This is a genomic window from Sphingomonas sp. DC5200-1, assembly GCF_049897245.1.
GTDB classification, from domain to species: domain Bacteria; phylum Pseudomonadota; class Alphaproteobacteria; order Sphingomonadales; family Sphingomonadaceae; genus Sphingomonas; species Sphingomonas aquatilis.
Genome location: NZ_JAFCVW010000001.1, coordinates 621,098 through 635,208, shown reverse-complemented (window position 1 = coordinate 635,208; position 14,111 = coordinate 621,098). Strand labels below are relative to the sequence as shown.

15 protein-coding genes are annotated in these 14,111 nt (G+C 68.5%); 4 read left to right on the top strand and 11 right to left on the bottom strand.

What is annotated here, in order from left to right:
- Positions 1-45: 45 nt before the first annotated feature.
- The 3 genes from trpS to secB are packed head-to-tail and all read right to left on the bottom strand — an operon-like array spanning position 46 to position 3,199.
- A complete protein-coding gene (gene trpS, locus ACP7A3_RS02950; protein ID WP_029720888.1) occupies positions 46-1,077 on the bottom strand; it encodes a tryptophan--tRNA ligase in 1,032 nt (343 codons plus the stop codon).
- A 9-nt stretch (positions 1,078-1,086) separates the two neighbouring features.
- A complete protein-coding gene (murJ, locus tag ACP7A3_RS02945) occupies positions 1,087-2,664 on the bottom strand; it encodes a murein biosynthesis integral membrane protein MurJ (protein ID WP_426254907.1) in 1,578 nt (525 codons plus the stop codon).
- Between the two features lie 25 nt (positions 2,665-2,689).
- Positions 2,690-3,199 (bottom strand): protein-export chaperone SecB, encoded by a 510-nt coding sequence (gene secB, locus ACP7A3_RS02940; RefSeq protein ID WP_426254906.1) that lies wholly within the window; start codon positions 3,197-3,199, stop codon positions 2,690-2,692.
- A gap of 209 nt (positions 3,200-3,408) precedes the next feature.
- Here secB and ACP7A3_RS02935 point away from each other — a divergent pair, with 209 nt between their 5' ends.
- The 3 genes from ACP7A3_RS02935 to ACP7A3_RS02925 all read left to right on the top strand — a co-directional run bounded on the left by ACP7A3_RS02935 (position 3,409) and on the right by ACP7A3_RS02925 (position 6,092).
- The gene (locus ACP7A3_RS02935; RefSeq protein WP_426254905.1) at positions 3,409-4,062 is read left to right on the top strand and encodes a Tim44/TimA family putative adaptor protein; all 654 of its coding nucleotides are present in this window, start codon (positions 3,409-3,411) and stop codon (positions 4,060-4,062) included.
- A 139-nt stretch (positions 4,063-4,201) separates the two neighbouring features.
- Positions 4,202-5,554 carry a murein transglycosylase A gene (gene mltA, locus ACP7A3_RS02930; protein ID WP_426254904.1) on the top strand — a complete coding sequence of 451 codons (1,353 nt, stop codon included), beginning with the start codon at positions 4,202-4,204 and terminating at the stop codon, positions 5,552-5,554.
- Between the two features lie 25 nt (positions 5,555-5,579).
- A complete protein-coding gene (locus ACP7A3_RS02925) occupies positions 5,580-6,092 on the top strand; it encodes a Smr/MutS family protein (RefSeq protein WP_426254958.1) in 513 nt (170 codons plus the stop codon).
- Positions 6,093-6,094: 2 nt separating this feature from the next.
- Here ACP7A3_RS02925 and ACP7A3_RS02920 read toward each other — a convergent pair whose 3' ends face one another.
- The 8 genes from ACP7A3_RS02920 to rpmH form a co-directional block, all read right to left on the bottom strand.
- Entirely contained in the window at positions 6,095-6,928 is an 834-nt protein-coding gene (locus tag ACP7A3_RS02920) for an EamA family transporter (protein WP_426254903.1), read from the bottom strand.
- Positions 6,925-8,046 (bottom strand): succinyl-diaminopimelate desuccinylase, encoded by a 1,122-nt coding sequence (dapE, locus tag ACP7A3_RS02915; protein ID WP_426254902.1) that lies wholly within the window; start codon positions 8,044-8,046, stop codon positions 6,925-6,927. Before dapE ends, ACP7A3_RS02920 begins: the two co-directional genes overlap by 4 nt.
- Positions 8,043-8,705: a glutathione S-transferase family protein gene (locus ACP7A3_RS02910; RefSeq protein ID WP_043059055.1), complete on the bottom strand. Its 663-nt coding sequence runs from the start codon at positions 8,703-8,705 to the stop codon at positions 8,043-8,045. Before ACP7A3_RS02910 ends, dapE begins: the two co-directional genes overlap by 4 nt.
- Positions 8,706-9,177: 472 nt before the next feature.
- A complete protein-coding gene (yihA, locus tag ACP7A3_RS02905) occupies positions 9,178-9,795 on the bottom strand; it encodes a ribosome biogenesis GTP-binding protein YihA/YsxC (RefSeq protein ID WP_116461407.1) in 618 nt (205 codons plus the stop codon).
- A 44-nt stretch (positions 9,796-9,839) separates the two neighbouring features.
- The gene (yidC, locus tag ACP7A3_RS02900) at positions 9,840-11,543 is read right to left on the bottom strand and encodes a membrane protein insertase YidC (protein WP_426254901.1); all 1,704 of its coding nucleotides are present in this window, start codon (positions 11,541-11,543) and stop codon (positions 9,840-9,842) included.
- A gap of 19 nt (positions 11,544-11,562) precedes the next feature.
- Positions 11,563-11,775: a membrane protein insertion efficiency factor YidD gene (gene yidD, locus ACP7A3_RS02895; protein WP_017978408.1), complete on the bottom strand. Its 213-nt coding sequence runs from the start codon at positions 11,773-11,775 to the stop codon at positions 11,563-11,565.
- A complete protein-coding gene (gene rnpA, locus ACP7A3_RS02890) occupies positions 11,772-12,170 on the bottom strand; it encodes a ribonuclease P protein component (RefSeq protein WP_017978409.1) in 399 nt (132 codons plus the stop codon). The genes yidD and rnpA overlap by 4 nt, the downstream gene beginning before the upstream one ends.
- Before the next feature lie 8 nt (positions 12,171-12,178).
- The gene (gene rpmH, locus ACP7A3_RS02885; RefSeq protein WP_017978410.1) at positions 12,179-12,313 is read right to left on the bottom strand and encodes a 50S ribosomal protein L34; all 135 of its coding nucleotides are present in this window, start codon (positions 12,311-12,313) and stop codon (positions 12,179-12,181) included.
- Between the two features lie 259 nt (positions 12,314-12,572).
- On the opposite strand from rpmH, the gene ACP7A3_RS02880 reads away from it, so the two are divergent.
- Complete coding sequence (locus tag ACP7A3_RS02880) at positions 12,573-14,081, top strand: YifB family Mg chelatase-like AAA ATPase (RefSeq protein WP_426254900.1); 1,509 nt, start codon at positions 12,573-12,575, stop codon at positions 14,079-14,081.
- Positions 14,082-14,111 lie beyond the last annotated feature (30 nt).

The following is a 14,111-nucleotide window of genomic DNA, read 5'->3' as shown; positions in this document are numbered from 1 at the left end:
CGGCTACCCACCCCCAACCCCCTCCCTTCCAGGGAGGGGGCTTATTCAGAGCATCAGGCCCATCGCCTCTTGTGCCTGACGGAGCACCGGGGCGGCGAGGTCGCGTGCCTTTTCTGCGCCCTTGGTCAAAATCGCGTCGATCGCGCCGCGGTCGTCGAGCAGGCGGACCATCTCATTGCGAATGGGTCCGAGCTTTGCGACGGCGAGATCGGCGAGGTCGGGCTTGAACGCGCCGAAGCCCTTACCCGCATAGTCGCCGAGCACGTCCTGCGGCGTGCGATCGGCGAGCGCGGCGAAGATCGTCAGCAGGTTGCGCGCTTCGGGTCGTTCTGCCAGTTCCTCGACGGTGGCGGGGAGCAGGTCGGGGTCGGTCTTCGCCTTGCGGAACTTGTCGGCGATCGTCTCGTCGCTGTCGATCAGCTTGACGACCGACTGTTCCGAGGGGTTCGACTTGGACATCTTGGCCGACGCGTCGCGCAGGCTCATGATCCGCGGCGCGGCGGCGCTGACCAGGGGTTCGGGCAGCGTGAACAGCTCGACGCCGTAATCGGTGTTGAACTTGGTCGCGATGTCGCGCGCCAACTCCAGATGCTGCTTCTGGTCCTCGCCGACGGGGACATGCGTCGCATTATAGAGCAGCACGTCCGCCGCCATCAGCACCGGATAATCGTACAGGCCGACGCTGGCGCCTTCGCGGTTCTTGCCGGCCTTGTCCTTGAACTGCGTCATGCGATTGAGCCAGCCGACGCGCGCGACGTTGTTGAGCAGCCAGCTGAGCTCGCTGTGCGCAGGCACTCGGGCCTGGTTGAACAGGATCGAGCGATCGGGATCGATGCCGGCGGCGATCATCGTCGCGGTCATTTCGATCGTGTTCGCGCGCAGCTGATCGGGCGCGATAAATTCGGTCAGGCCGTGCAGGTCGGCGATGAAGTACATCGTCTCGCCGCCCTCCGCCTGGATCGCATCCTGCATCGCGACCCATTGCTTCACCGCGCCAAGGTAATTGCCGAGGTGGAGATTGCCGGTGGGCTTGATACCGGACACCACTCTTTTCGGGAGGGGGCGCTGTGCGGACATGGACGGACCTTAGGACTGGGAACGGAGAAGCTGGCGGATGTCGCGCGGCTTGAGGGCGCCGGTCGCGAACACCGCGGCGGCATAGACGAGTGCGCCGGTGCCGACCAGCACCGCCATCGCCGCCCAGCGGGTCAGGCTGGCGCCGGTAGTGTAGGGCTGGAACAGATCGTTGAGGAAGTACATCACCGCGCCCATCGCCAGGGCCGCGGCGAGCAGGCGCGGCGCGCGGCGCTTGAGTTGCGCGTCGACCACGAACTGGCCGCGCTTGACGAGCGTGCGATACAGCAGCGCGACGTTGACCGTGCTCGCGATCGCGGTGGCGAGCGGCGGCCCCATATGCTGGAGCGGCACGATCAGCGCGAGGTTGAGCGCCAGGTTCACGCCCATTGAGATCGTCGCGTAGCGCACCGGCGTCTTCGTGTCGGAGCGCGCATAATAGCCCGGCGTCAGCACCTTCACGAGGATGTAGGACGGCAGACCGATCGAAAAGGCGGCGAGGGCCTGCGCGGTGAAATGCGTATCGGTCGCATCGAACTTCCCATGCTGGAACAGCGCGGCGGCGATCGGCGCGCCGCAGACGACCAGCGCGACCGTGGCGGGCAGGGTGAGCAGCAGCGCGAGCTCCATGCCCCGGTTCTGCGTCGCCATCGCGGCTGCATCCTCACCGCGACCGAGCAGGCGCGAGATGGTCGGTAGCAATACGGTGCCGAGGCCGATGCCGATGAGACCGAGCGGCAATTGGTTCAGCCGGTCGGCGGCGTAGATGTACGACACGGAACCGGACGGCAGCAGGCGCGCGGCAAGCGCGGTCGACACGACGAGGTTGATCTGTACCGCGCCGGCGCCCGCGGCGGCGGGGCCGATCAGCGTCATCAACCGTTTCACATCGGGGCCCAGGCGGGGCAGCTTCAGGCGTAGCGTCACGCCTGCCCGGCGGCAGGCATACCATAGCCACAGCAATTGCAGCGCGCCCGAGACGGTGACCGCGATCGCCTGATTACGTGCGGTCATCAGCGGCAGGTCGTCATGGAAGAACAGCAGCGCCGCGATCAGCGTCGCGTTGAGCAGGATCGGCGCTGCCGCATTCACCCAGAAGCGGTGCAGCGAATTGAGGATACCGCCGAGCAGCGACACCAAGCTGATGAACAGCAGGTAGGGGAAGGTAAGGCGCGCGAGCTGGACGGCGAAATCGAATTGCTTCGGATCAATGCCGTTGAACCCGCCCGACAGCGTGTAGGTGACGGGCCACGCCGCCACTTCCATCACCGCGGTCATGACGATCAGGACCGGCAGCAGGATCGACAGCGCATCCTCCGCAAAGGCGATGCCGTGCGCCAGGCCGCTGCCTTCCTTCACCTTGTCACCCTCGGCCACCTTGCGGTTGAACATCGGGATGAACGCGGCGGAAAACGCGCCCTCTGCGAAGAGGGCGCGGAACAAATTGGGCAGGCGGAACGCGATCATGAACGCGTCCGAGGCGAAGCCTGCGCCCACGAAGCGAAAGAACAGCGAATCGCGGACCAGCCCCAGCACGCGGCTGGCCAGCGTCAGCCCGCCGACCGAGCCGAGCGCCTTGGTAAGGTTCATGGCGCCCGGCCCCGTTGATCAGAATTCAGGCGTGGCCGACGTCGCCGACCGAGAAGGCGCCATTCTGCTCCGCCTGCGCGAGGTAGAGCTGGCCGAAGTCGATCGGTTCGAGCAGCAGCGGCGGGAAGCCGCCGTCGCGGACGCAATCGGCCAGGACGCGGCGCGCGAAGGGGAACAGCAGGCGCGGCGCTTCGCCCAGCAGGAACGGCTGGATCGCATCGGCCGGCACGTTGCGCAGGCCGAACAGGCCGGCATAGGTCAGGTCGACGATGAACGCGGTCTGGCCCTCGGCATCTGCCTTTACGTCGATCTTCAGCAGGACTTCATGGACTTCCTCGCCGACCTGTGCGGTGCCGATGTTGAACTGCACGTCGATCGCGGGCGGGTTCGGGTTCTGGAAAATCGCCGGCGCGTTCGGGTTCTCGAACGAGAGATCCTTGACGTATTGCGAGATCAGGCCCGCCGCGGGTGCGGTGTCTTCGCCATTGCCGGTCGGCTGCGTGTCGATCGTGGTGCCGTTGTCCTGGTCGGCCATGGAGACAATCCTTCGCGAGAAAAAGCGGTGAAGAAGCAGCGAGGCCGTGGGACCGAAGCGGCCCCTCGCACGTTCGATGCCGATGGCGCCCGCGCCTAGCAGCGCCGGTGGACTGTTTCAACGGCGGTAAAGGCCGCGGAGGCGGATCGATGCTGTGGTTTGAAACGTAACGGCTTTCGGCCTATGTATCGGTCAAGATCGGAGGCACGGTGTTCTACGTAGTACTTCTCGCAATGGTGGCGGCGTTTCTGGCGCTGCGCCTGTACAGCGTGCTCGGCAAGCGCACCGGCCACGAACAGCAGCCGTTGCCTCGCGCCGCTGACGATCGCGCAGCGACGGCCGTGCGGGTGGTCGCGCGCCCGGTGGACGCCGCGGCGGATACGCGTGAGCCGGTTGGCCGCAATATCGAACCGCAGGCCGAGGCGGGGTTGCGCGCGATCATCGGTGCGGAGCCCGGTTTCGACGTGCAGCAATTCCTAGGCGGTGCGCAGGCGGCGTATCGCATGACGCTCGAGGCCTTCTGGTCCGGTGACGAAGCGAGCCTGTCCGAACTGGCGCAGCCCGACGTGGCGCATGCCTTTGGCGAGGCGATCGCGGCGCGGCGCGAGGCGGGCGAGACGCTGGAGAACCGCCTGATCTCGATCGAACGGGCGGTCATCACCGATGCGGCGCTCGACGGCCGCGAAGGTCGCATCACGGTCCGCTTCGATGCCGATATCGCGGCGGTGACGCGCGATGCGGAGGGACAGGTGGTCGCCGGGTCGCTGACCGATGCGGTCGAGACGCACGACCTGTGGACCTTCTCGCGGACGCTGAAGAGCCGCGATCCCAATTGGAAGCTCGCCGACACCGACGAGGTGTGAGCGCCGTACGCCACACGGTGCCGGCTGTGCGACGGAACGGCGTCGGCACAGCCGCATCGCCCTTGTCCCACACGCGCCGCTTCGGCACAGCCATAGCTCGTTGCCTCGCGCAGGGCGGGCGGACAATCGGGGTTTTCGTATGAACGGGCATCGCGCCTTGGCCGGCGTTACGCTGGCTCTCGCCCTCAGTGCGTGTGGCGGGCGCATCGTGCCGGTGGATGGCGGCTATGCCCCGCCGCCGCCGACGACGAAGCGGCCACTGCAACCGTCGGTCACGCCGCCGCGTCGGGGCGGCAGCGGAGGCCAGGCCACCGTCATTACGAGCGGGCGCAGCTTCGACGGTCGCATCCAGCCGTCGACGCCATTGCTCGCGACCCCGGTGACGGTCGATCCCACGGCTACCACGGCCGCAACCGCGGGCGTCACGCCGGGACCGGCGATCGACACGCTGCCGATCACCGAGGCGCAGGCGGAGTCGGCCCGTCAGGCGTTCCTGACCAGTTGCCCCGGCCTGATGCGCCGCACCGACGCCTCCGGCCTGACGCGCGGCACCGATTGGCAGCCGGCCTGTGCCGCGGCGGCGAGCGTGCCACGCGGCGGGGCGCGACAGTTCTTCGCGACCTATTTCGAGGCGGTGCAGGTCGGCGACGGCAGGGCCTTCGCCACCGGATATTACGAGCCCGAGATCGCGGCGTCGCGGGAGCGGCGCGCCGGCTATGAGGTGCCGATTTACGCCCGGCCCGACGATCTGATCGATGTCGACCTCGGCCAGTTCAGCGATGCGCTGAAGGGCAAGAAGGTGCGCGGGCGGGTGCAGGGCAGCGCCTTGGTGCCCTATTACGATCGCGCGGCGATCGACCGCGGGGCGTTGCAGGGCAAGGCGCCGGTCCTCGCCTGGGGCGCGGACGAGGCGGCGGTGTTCTTCCTGCAGATCCAGGGGTCGGGTCGGCTGCGGCTGCCGAACGGCGAGGTCATGCGGGTCGGCTACGATACGCAGAATGGCCGCGACTATACGGGGATCGGCGCGCTGATGAAGGCGCGCGGGCTTCTCCAGCCCGGCCAGACGTCGATGCAGGGCATCGTCGCCTGGCTGCGCGCGCACCCCGAGGAGGGCCGCGCGATCATGGAGGAGAATAAGAGCTTCGTCTTCTTCCGCGAGCTCGACACCCCGCCGGTGGGGGCGATGGGCTATGTGGTCAACGGCGGGGTCAGCGCGGCTGCGGACGTAAAATATGTGCCTTTGGGCGCGCCCGTCTTCCTGTCGATGGACCGGCAGGACGCGAGCGGCCTGTGGGTGGCGCAGGACACCGGTGGTGCGATCAAGGGCAGCAACCGCTTCGACACTTATTGGGGTGCAGGGCCGGTAGCGGAGGCGACCGCGGGTGGCATGGCGGCGCGCGGCACGGCGTTCCCGCTGCTGCCCCGCGGCACGCTGGCGCGTTTCCAGAGCACCTCGTTCGGAACGACGGTCGGTGCGCCAGCTCAACCCTGACGAAGCCGACCTGTGGGCGCGGGTGATGGCGACGGTGAAACCGTTGCGCGGCGTCGTACCGGCCGCGCGGCCGGCGGCCCCAACGCCTGTCGCCCCCACCAAGGCGACGAAACCGTCGAAGGCACTCACCCGGGCGCTCGGCGCGGCGCCGGCACCAGCGGCGCGCATGGTCGCCCCGCCCGCGCCGCCACGGCAGAATACGCTGGACGGGGGCTGGGACAAAAGGCTGTCGCGCGGGATCGTCATCCCCGACAGCTCGATCGACCTGCACGGGCATAGCCTGTCGTCGGCGCATGCGTTGCTCGACGATGGCCTTGCCCGCGCCATCGCGCGCGGCGACCGCGTGCTGCTGCTCGTGACCGGCAAGCCGCCGCGCCCCGAGAGCGAGCGCCCGCACGCCCGCGGGGCGATCCGCGCGGCGATCGCCGACTGGCTCGCCGCGTCGCGCCACGCCGATGCCATCGCGGCGGTGCGCGGCGCGCATCCGCGGCACGGCGGGCAGGGCGCGCTCTACATCGTGTTGCGGCGCGGGCGGTAGGGTCAGCGCAACAGGATTAGCGCCGCGCCGCAAAGGATCGCGCCGATCGCCGCGACACGGTGCGCCGTCACGGGTTCGCGTAGCCAGAACACGCCGATCAGCAGCGCCGTCACCATGCCCGTCTCGCGCAGCGCGGCGAGCGGGGCGGTGGGGCCGTGAGCGAAGGCAGCCAGCGCAAGGCCATAAGTGCCGATCGACAGCGCGCCGGCGATCGCGCCGGGCCCCCATTGTCGCCGCATGTCGGCGAAGACCGCGCCGCGTGTCATCACCGCGAACTGGGCGACGATCATCGGACCCATCAGCACGAAGTCCCAGACGATGAAGCTCGCCACCGTCGGCGCGGCGCGGACACCATGCGCGTCGGCGACGGTGTAGGCCGCGGTGCAGCAGCCGCAGATCGCCGCCCAGCCCAGCGCCGGGCGCGACAGATGGCGGCCGATCGACAGAATCAGGATCCCGCCCGCGACGATCGCGATGCCGGCGATCTGCGTAGCGCTCGCCCGTTCATGGAGCAGCGCGACCGAGACGATCGCGGTCAGCGGTGGGGCGAGGCCGCGCATGATGGGGTAAGCGGCGGAGAAGTCGGCCAGTTCGTAGGTGCGCACGACAGCGAGCAGGTAAAGCGCATGGATCGCGGTGCTCGCGACCAGCCAGCCCCAGGCGCCGTGCGGCAGCGGCACGACCAGCAGGCCGGGCAGCAGGATCAGCGCGGCGGTGCCGTCGATCGTCGCGCGGCCCGCCATCTTGTTTTTGCCGCTCTTGATGACGGCGTTGACGACCGCGTGGAGCGAGCCCGACGCGATCATCATCGCCGCCGCGGCAAGCCGCAGCGTCATGCCGCGCGCGTGATGATGTCGGCGTAGATGGTGGTGAGCGTTTCGAGGTCGGCGATGGCGACGGCTTCGTCGACCTGGTGCATCGTCGCGTTGAGCAGGCCGAATTCGACCGTCGGGCAGAGTTTCGACAGGAAGCGCGCGTCGGAGGTGCCGCCGGAGGTGGAGAGTTCGGGGACGAGGCCCGTCTGCGCCTCGATCGCGGCGCTGACCATCGCGGTCCAGGGCCCGGGCGGGGTGAGGAACGCCTCGCCGGACACCTTGCCGGTGACGATCGCGGCGGGGGCGTGGGTATGAACGACGGCGCGGACGCGGTCGATGAGGTCGGCGCCGCGCTGTTCGTCGTTGAAGCGGATGTTGAGGCGCGCGGTGGCCTTCGCCGGGATGACGTTGTGCGCAGGGTTACCGATCGCGATGTCGGTGATCTCAAGGTTCGACGGCTGGAACCAGGCATTGCCCTGGTCGAGCGCCATATCCTCCAGGGCGGCGAGCGCGCGGGCGAGCTTGCCGGCCGGATTGTCGGCGAGGTGCGGATAGGCGACGTGGCCCTGCCGGCCCGGCACCTCGATCCAGATGTTCACCGACCCGCGGCGGCCGATCTTTACCATGTCGCCGAGCTGGCGGACCGAGGTGGGCTCACCCACGAGGCACAGGTCGGGCGTGATGCCGAGCGCGGCCAACCGTTCGATCAGCACGGGCGTGCCGTAGGTCGCCGGGCCTTCCTCGTCGCCGGTGATCAGCAGGCTGAGCGTCGGGCCGCTCGCACGCGCCGCCGCGGCGACGAAGGCGGCGACCGCGCCTTTCATATCGACCGCGCCGCGACCGTAGAGCAGAGCCCCGCGGATATCGCCGGACCAGGGCGAGCCCTGCCATCCCTCGCCGGGTGGCACGACATCGACGTGACCGGCGAAGGCGAGATGCGCGCCCGTGCCTTCACGCAGGGCGATCAGGTTTTCGACCGGGCCGTCGGGTGCGTCGCCGGTGACGATGCGGTCGATCGTGAAGCCGATGGAGGCGAGCGCCGCCTCCAGCACGTCGAATACGGCGCCGCGCGCGGGTGTCACGCTGTCGGCGCGGAGCAGCGCCTGGGTCAGCGCGACGACGTCGAGGGGCGCGCTCACGCGGTGGGCTGCTCGAACTGTTCGATGACCCAGTCTTCCTCCTGCGCGGCGGCGATCCAGTCCTGCATCCAGGGGTGCTGGACGACCGCGTCGATGTACGCGGCGGCGAAGCGCGCGATGGGGAGCTGGTAGGAGATAATGCGCGTGCAGACGGGGGCGAACATGATGTCCGCCGCGCCGAAATCGCCGAACAGGAAGGCGCCGTCGCTGCCGAAGCGGGCGCGGGCCTGCGCCCACAATTCCATGATGCGCTTGAGATCGACGATGACGTCCTCGTCGGGGCGCTTGGCCGGGAAGACCTGGCGGATATTCATCGGGTGCTTGCGGCGCAATGCGACGAAGCTGGCGTGCATTTCCGCCGCCATCGAGCGGGCCATGGCGCGTGCCGCCTCATCGGCGGGCCAGAAGCGGTCGCGCCCGACCTTGTCGGCGAGATAGTCGACGATGGCGAGACTATCCCACACCACCGCGTCGCCGTCCCACAGGATCGGCACCTTGCCCGACGAGGGCGCGAATTCGGCGCCTTCGCGGCGGCGGTCCCATTCGGCGTCGTACAGCGGCACGACGACCTCTTCGAAGGGGAGACCGGATTGCTTGGCGGCGAGCCAGCCACGGAGCGACCAGCTGGAATAGGCCTTGTTGCCGATGATGAGCTTCATGGGGCTGGGTTAGCCGCGGGGTGGGGTGAGGTCCAGCGGGGCGAGGGGGTGGAAGATGGACAACATGGGCAGCTTGGCGGAAACGATCGGGGGCGATCGTTTCGGTTTGTGTGGCGATGGGGTGGGGAGGGGGCGGTGGGGGATCATCGGCTTGACGTTTTAGGTGGGCGCGGGAGTTTCGGTCCAACAGAGGTTGGGGACGATCTCGCCGCCTGCTTCCCTTCGTCACCCCGGACTTGATCCGGGGTCCCGCTTTAGACGTTCCAGAAGAAGCGGGATCCCGGCTCAGGGCCGGGATGACGGGGCTTTTTTGGGGGCTTCGGTGGCCTCACTCACCGCGTCACCCCGGACTTGGTCCGGGGCCCACTCCGCGGCGAGGGGGATGGTTTGAGCCTCTTGCCGACCCCCTGCGGCCCGGTGGACCCCGGACCAAGTCCGGGGTGACGTTGTGGGTGGGGAGGGCGTCCGCCTCTTACCCGATCGCTTCGATCACCGCGGCGCGGAGTTCGGGGATGCCCATGCCGCCTTCGCTGGAGGTCGCGAGGATGTCGGGGTGCGCCGCCGGGCGCTTGCGGGCTTCGGCGGCGGTGCGGTCCATGACGTCGGCGAGTTCGGTCGCCTTCACCTTGTCGGCCTTGGTCAGGACGAGGCGGTAGCTGACGGCGGCCTTGTCGAGCATTTCGAGGATGTCGCGGTCGACGTCCTTGATGCCGTGGCGCGAATCGATCAGCACCAAGGCGCGCTTCAGCGTGTCGCGGCCGCGCAGGAAGTCGTTGACCAGGAAGCGCCATTTCTTGACGACGTCCTTGGGCGCCTTGGCGAAGCCGTAGCCCGGCATGTCGACCAGCCGGAAGGCGAGCGGGCTGCCGATGTCGAAGAAGTTGAGTTCCTGCGTCCGCCCCGGCGTGTTCGACGTGCGCGCCAGGCCGTTGCGCCCGGTCAGTGCGTTGAGCAGCGACGACTTGCCGACGTTCGAACGGCCGGCGAACGCGACCTCCGGCACCACGGGTGCGGGCAGATGTTCGAGGGACGGCGCCGACTTCAGGAAGCCGACCGGCCCCGCAAAGGTCTTGCGCGCCGCCTCGAGCATCTCAGGGCTAAAGCCCTCATGCTCGGGGGCAACGATATCCTCGCTCACTTGGCCGCCGCGATCTTGAGGTCGGGGTGGCGGGCGTAGAGGATGCGCTGCTGCAGGATGGCGAGGAAGTTGGACGCGATCCAGTAGACCTGCAGGCCGACCGGATAGCTGGCCATCACGAACATGAGCACCCAGGGGATCACCGCGAACACCTGCTTCTGCGTGTCATCCATCGGCGCCGGGTTCAGCTTGAACTGGAAGTACATCGAGATGCCGAGAATGATCGGCACGACGCCGATCGCGATCAGGTGCGGGGGCGTGAAGTGCAGGTAGCCGAACAGATTGACCGGGGTCAGCGGATCGGGCGCGGACAGATCCTTGATCCAGGCGACGAACGGCTGGTGCCGCATTTCGATCGTCAGCATCAGCACCTTGTACAGCGCGTAGAAGATCGGGATCTGGATCAGCGTGGGGACGCAGCCGGCAACGGGATTGACCTTTTCCGTCTTGTAGAGGCCCATGACCTCCTGCTGCATGCGCGGCTTGTCGTCCTTGTAGCGTTCCTGGAGCGCCTTCATCTTGGGCTGGAGCGCGCGCATCTTGGCCATGCTGGCGAACTGGCGCTGGGCGATCGGGAACATCAGGCCGCGGATCGTGACCGTCAGCAGGATGATCGCGACACCGAAGTTACCGACCATGCGGAACAGCCAGTCGAGATAGGTGAAGATCGGCTTTTCGAGGATTTCGAACCAGCCCCAGTCGATCGCCTTGTCGAGCTTGGTGACGCCCTGGTCGTTTTCGTAATGCTGGAGTGCCTTTACTTCCTTGGCGCCCGCGAAGAAGCGCGTCGTCTGCGTGATCGCGCGGCCCGGCGGCAACAGCTTGGGCGCGAAGGCGTAATCGGCCTGATAGGCGGTGTTGGCGCCGGCCCGGAACTGGCCGTCGAACTGCGCCTGCTGATCGGGGATCAGCGCGGTGAGCCAGTATTTGTCGGTGAAGCCCAGCCAGCCGCCGGTGGTGGCGAACTTTTCGGGTGCCTTGTCGAGGTCCTTGAACTTGACGCCATAATCGGCGCCGCCGTTGTGGACCGACATCGGGCCGGTGTGGATCTGCCACGTGCCGGGGTCCTTCGACACGCCGACGCGGTTGACATAGCCATAGGGGGCGACGGGCACCGGCGCGGTGCCGGCGTTCTGCACCGTCTGCTTGACGGTGAACATATATTGATCGTCGACCGACAGTTCGATCGCGAAGCGCTGTCCGCTGGCGTTGGTCGCGGTGAGCGTGACCGGCTTGCCCGGCGCGAGGATCGGCGACGAGGCGGTCCAAACGGCATCGCCCGCGGGCGGCTTCAGCCCGTCGTCGCGCCAGCTGAAGCCGGCGAAATAGGCCTCCGGCGCGCCGCTCGGCGAGAGCAGGCGGATGGGCGGCGAATCCTTGGCGATCGTTTCCTTGTACTTGACCAGCACGAGGTCATCGATGCGCGCGCCCTTCAGGTTGATCGAGCCTTGCAGCGTCGGGGTCTGGATGCGGACGCGGGGGGAATCGCCCAGCACCGCCTGACGGCTGCGGATCGCGGCGGGCGCGTCGGCGGTGGGATCGGCGGTCTTCGCGGTCACCGGCACCGACTTGCCGTTGACGATCTTCGTCACCGGCGGGTTCGACACGGGGAAGAACTTGCCCTGGATCAGCGGCCACGCGAACAGGATCAGGGCCGCGATCACCGCGAACAGGACGAAATTCTGGCGTTCTTTGTTCAAGGTCTTGCCCCGTCTTGGCTCAAGGGACCGGGTCGGGTCCGTGCCCGCCCCATGGATGGCAGCGCGCGATCCGCTTCACCGCCAGCCAGCCCCCTTTGACCGCGCCATAGCGGCGAAGTGCCGTGATTGCATAGGCCGAACAGGAGGGTTGGTAGCGGCAGCTGGGCGGCAGGATCAGCGATGGGCCGAGTTGCCAACCGCGCGCGATCAGGATGAGAAGGCGCGCGATCACCGTTTCGGCTTTCGGGGCCCGCGCGGTCGCGAGGGCGAATCCTCGCCGCGCGCGATCTTGCCCAGCGCTTTTGCGAATTCGGCCTTCAGCAGCGCATGGTCGCGCTCGATCCCGCCATCGCGGCCGATCAGAACATGGTCGGCGCCGCGGATGCCGCCCGCGGGCAACAGTTCGCGCGCCAACGCCCGCAACCGCCGTTTCATGCGGTTCCGGACGACGGCGTTGCCGATCTTCTTGGTGACGGTGAAGCCCACGCCCATGGCGGGGTCACCATCCTTGCGATCATGCACCAGCAGGACGAATCCCGGCATCGGCGCACGCCGCCCCGCATTCGCCGCGAGAAATTCGCTGCGACGCGAAAGAGTGCGGATGCCGGCAGGCGTGCCGACATCCACGGGCGTGCTTACGCCGACAGCTTCTTGCGGCCGCGCGCGCGACGCGCACGGATCACCGCACGACCGCCGACGGTCGCCATCCGCGAGCGGAAGCCGTGGCGACGCGCACGCACCAGGTTGCTCGGCTGAAAGGTCCGCTTCATGATTCATCCCTCGGATACGTCGAAATAGAAAAGGGCCACCCCGAAGAGGCGGCCGTGATGGTGCGCGCTTAACCAGCAGGCGCGGCGAAGTCAATGCGGTGACGGAGGCCGCGGTGGGCGAGGAGACCCTCATGGCGCGCGATGTGGCGTTTGTGTGTTACATCTACAAGACGCGCTTGGGCAACGACGCAAGATTGATCCGAAATGGTCATTCCCCGTCACACGAAAGCGGCTATGACCGGTCCCCGGGGGGACGGACATGACGGCGATCGTGCGGACGGTGGCGTATCTAGGGCTGGAGGCGCGCGGCGTCGAGGTGCAGGTGCAGCTGATCGCGGGCCTGCCCGCCTTCAATGTCGTGGGCCTGGGCGACAAGGCGGTGGCGGAAAGCCGCGAGCGGGTGCGCGGCGCGATCGCGGCGATGGGGCTGGCGCTGCCGCCGAAGCGGATCGTCGTCAACCTGTCGCCCGCCGACCTGCCCAAGGAGGGCGCGCATTTCGACCTGCCGATCGCGCTGGCGCTGCTCGGCGCGATGGGCGTCGTCGATGTCGAGGCGCTGGCTGAGTATCTCGTCGTCGGCGAACTGGGGCTCGACGGGCGGATCGCGCCGTCGCCCGGCGTGCTGCTTGCCGCGCTGCATGCGGGCGCCGAGGGGCTGGGGCTGATCTGTCCCGCGGCGCAGGGGAGCGAGGCGGCCTGGGCGGGATCGGTCGAGGTGCTGGCGGCGCCCGACCTGCTGGCGCTGATCAACCATTTCAAAGGCCATGGCCTGCTGAGCGCGCCCATGCCGGGCGAGGTCGAACCATCGGGCCATGGGCCCGACTTGCGCCAGGTGAAGGGGCAGGAGGTCGCCAAGCGCGCGCTGGAGATCGCGGCGGCGGGCGGGCACAATCTGCTGATGGTCGGGCCACCGGGTGCGGGCAAATCGCTGATGGCGTCGTGCCTGCCCGGCATCCTGCCGCCGCTCGACGCTGCCGAGGCGCTGGAGGTGTCGATGGTCCAGTCCGTCGCGGGGACGCTGGCGGGCGGGCGGCTGACGCGCAACCGGCCGTTCCGCAGCCCGCATCACAGCGCGTCGATGGCGGCGCTGACCGGCGGCGGGCTGAAGGTGAAGCCGGGCGAGGTGAGCCTCGCGCATCTCGGCGTGCTGTTCCTCGACGAGCTGCCGGAGTTCCAGCGCGCGGTGCTCGATTCGCTGCGCCAGCCATTGGAGGCGGGGGTGGTCAGCGTCGCGCGCGCCAATGCCCACGTCACCTTTCCGGCGCGGGTGCAGCTGGTCGCGGCGATGAACCCGTGCCGGTGCGGGCATCTGGGCGACGCCAGCCTCGCCTGCGCCCGCGCACCGAAATGCGCGGCGGATTATCAGGCCAAGGTGTCCGGCCCGCTGCTCGACCGCATCGACCTGCATGTCGAGGTCGCGGCGGTCAGCGCCGCCGACCTCGTCCTGCCGCCGCCCGAGGAAGGATCGGCCGAGGTCGCCGCGCGCGTCGCGACCGCCCGCGCGATCCAGAGCGCGCGCTATGCGGGGCAGACGCCGCGGACCAACGCCGAGGCGGACGGCACGCTGCTGGACGCGGTCGCGACCCCCGACGATGCCGGCCGCCGCCTGCTCGCCCAGGCCGCCGAAGCGACGCGCATGTCGGCGCGTGGCTACACCCGCGTGCTGCGCGTCGCGCGGACCATCGCCGACCTGGCCGGCGCGGACGACATCGGGCGCGTCCATGTTGCCGAGGCGTTGAGCTATCGACGACGCGCACCGACGGCCTGATGCGCTTTCTTGCTGTGGTGAGCCGCGATG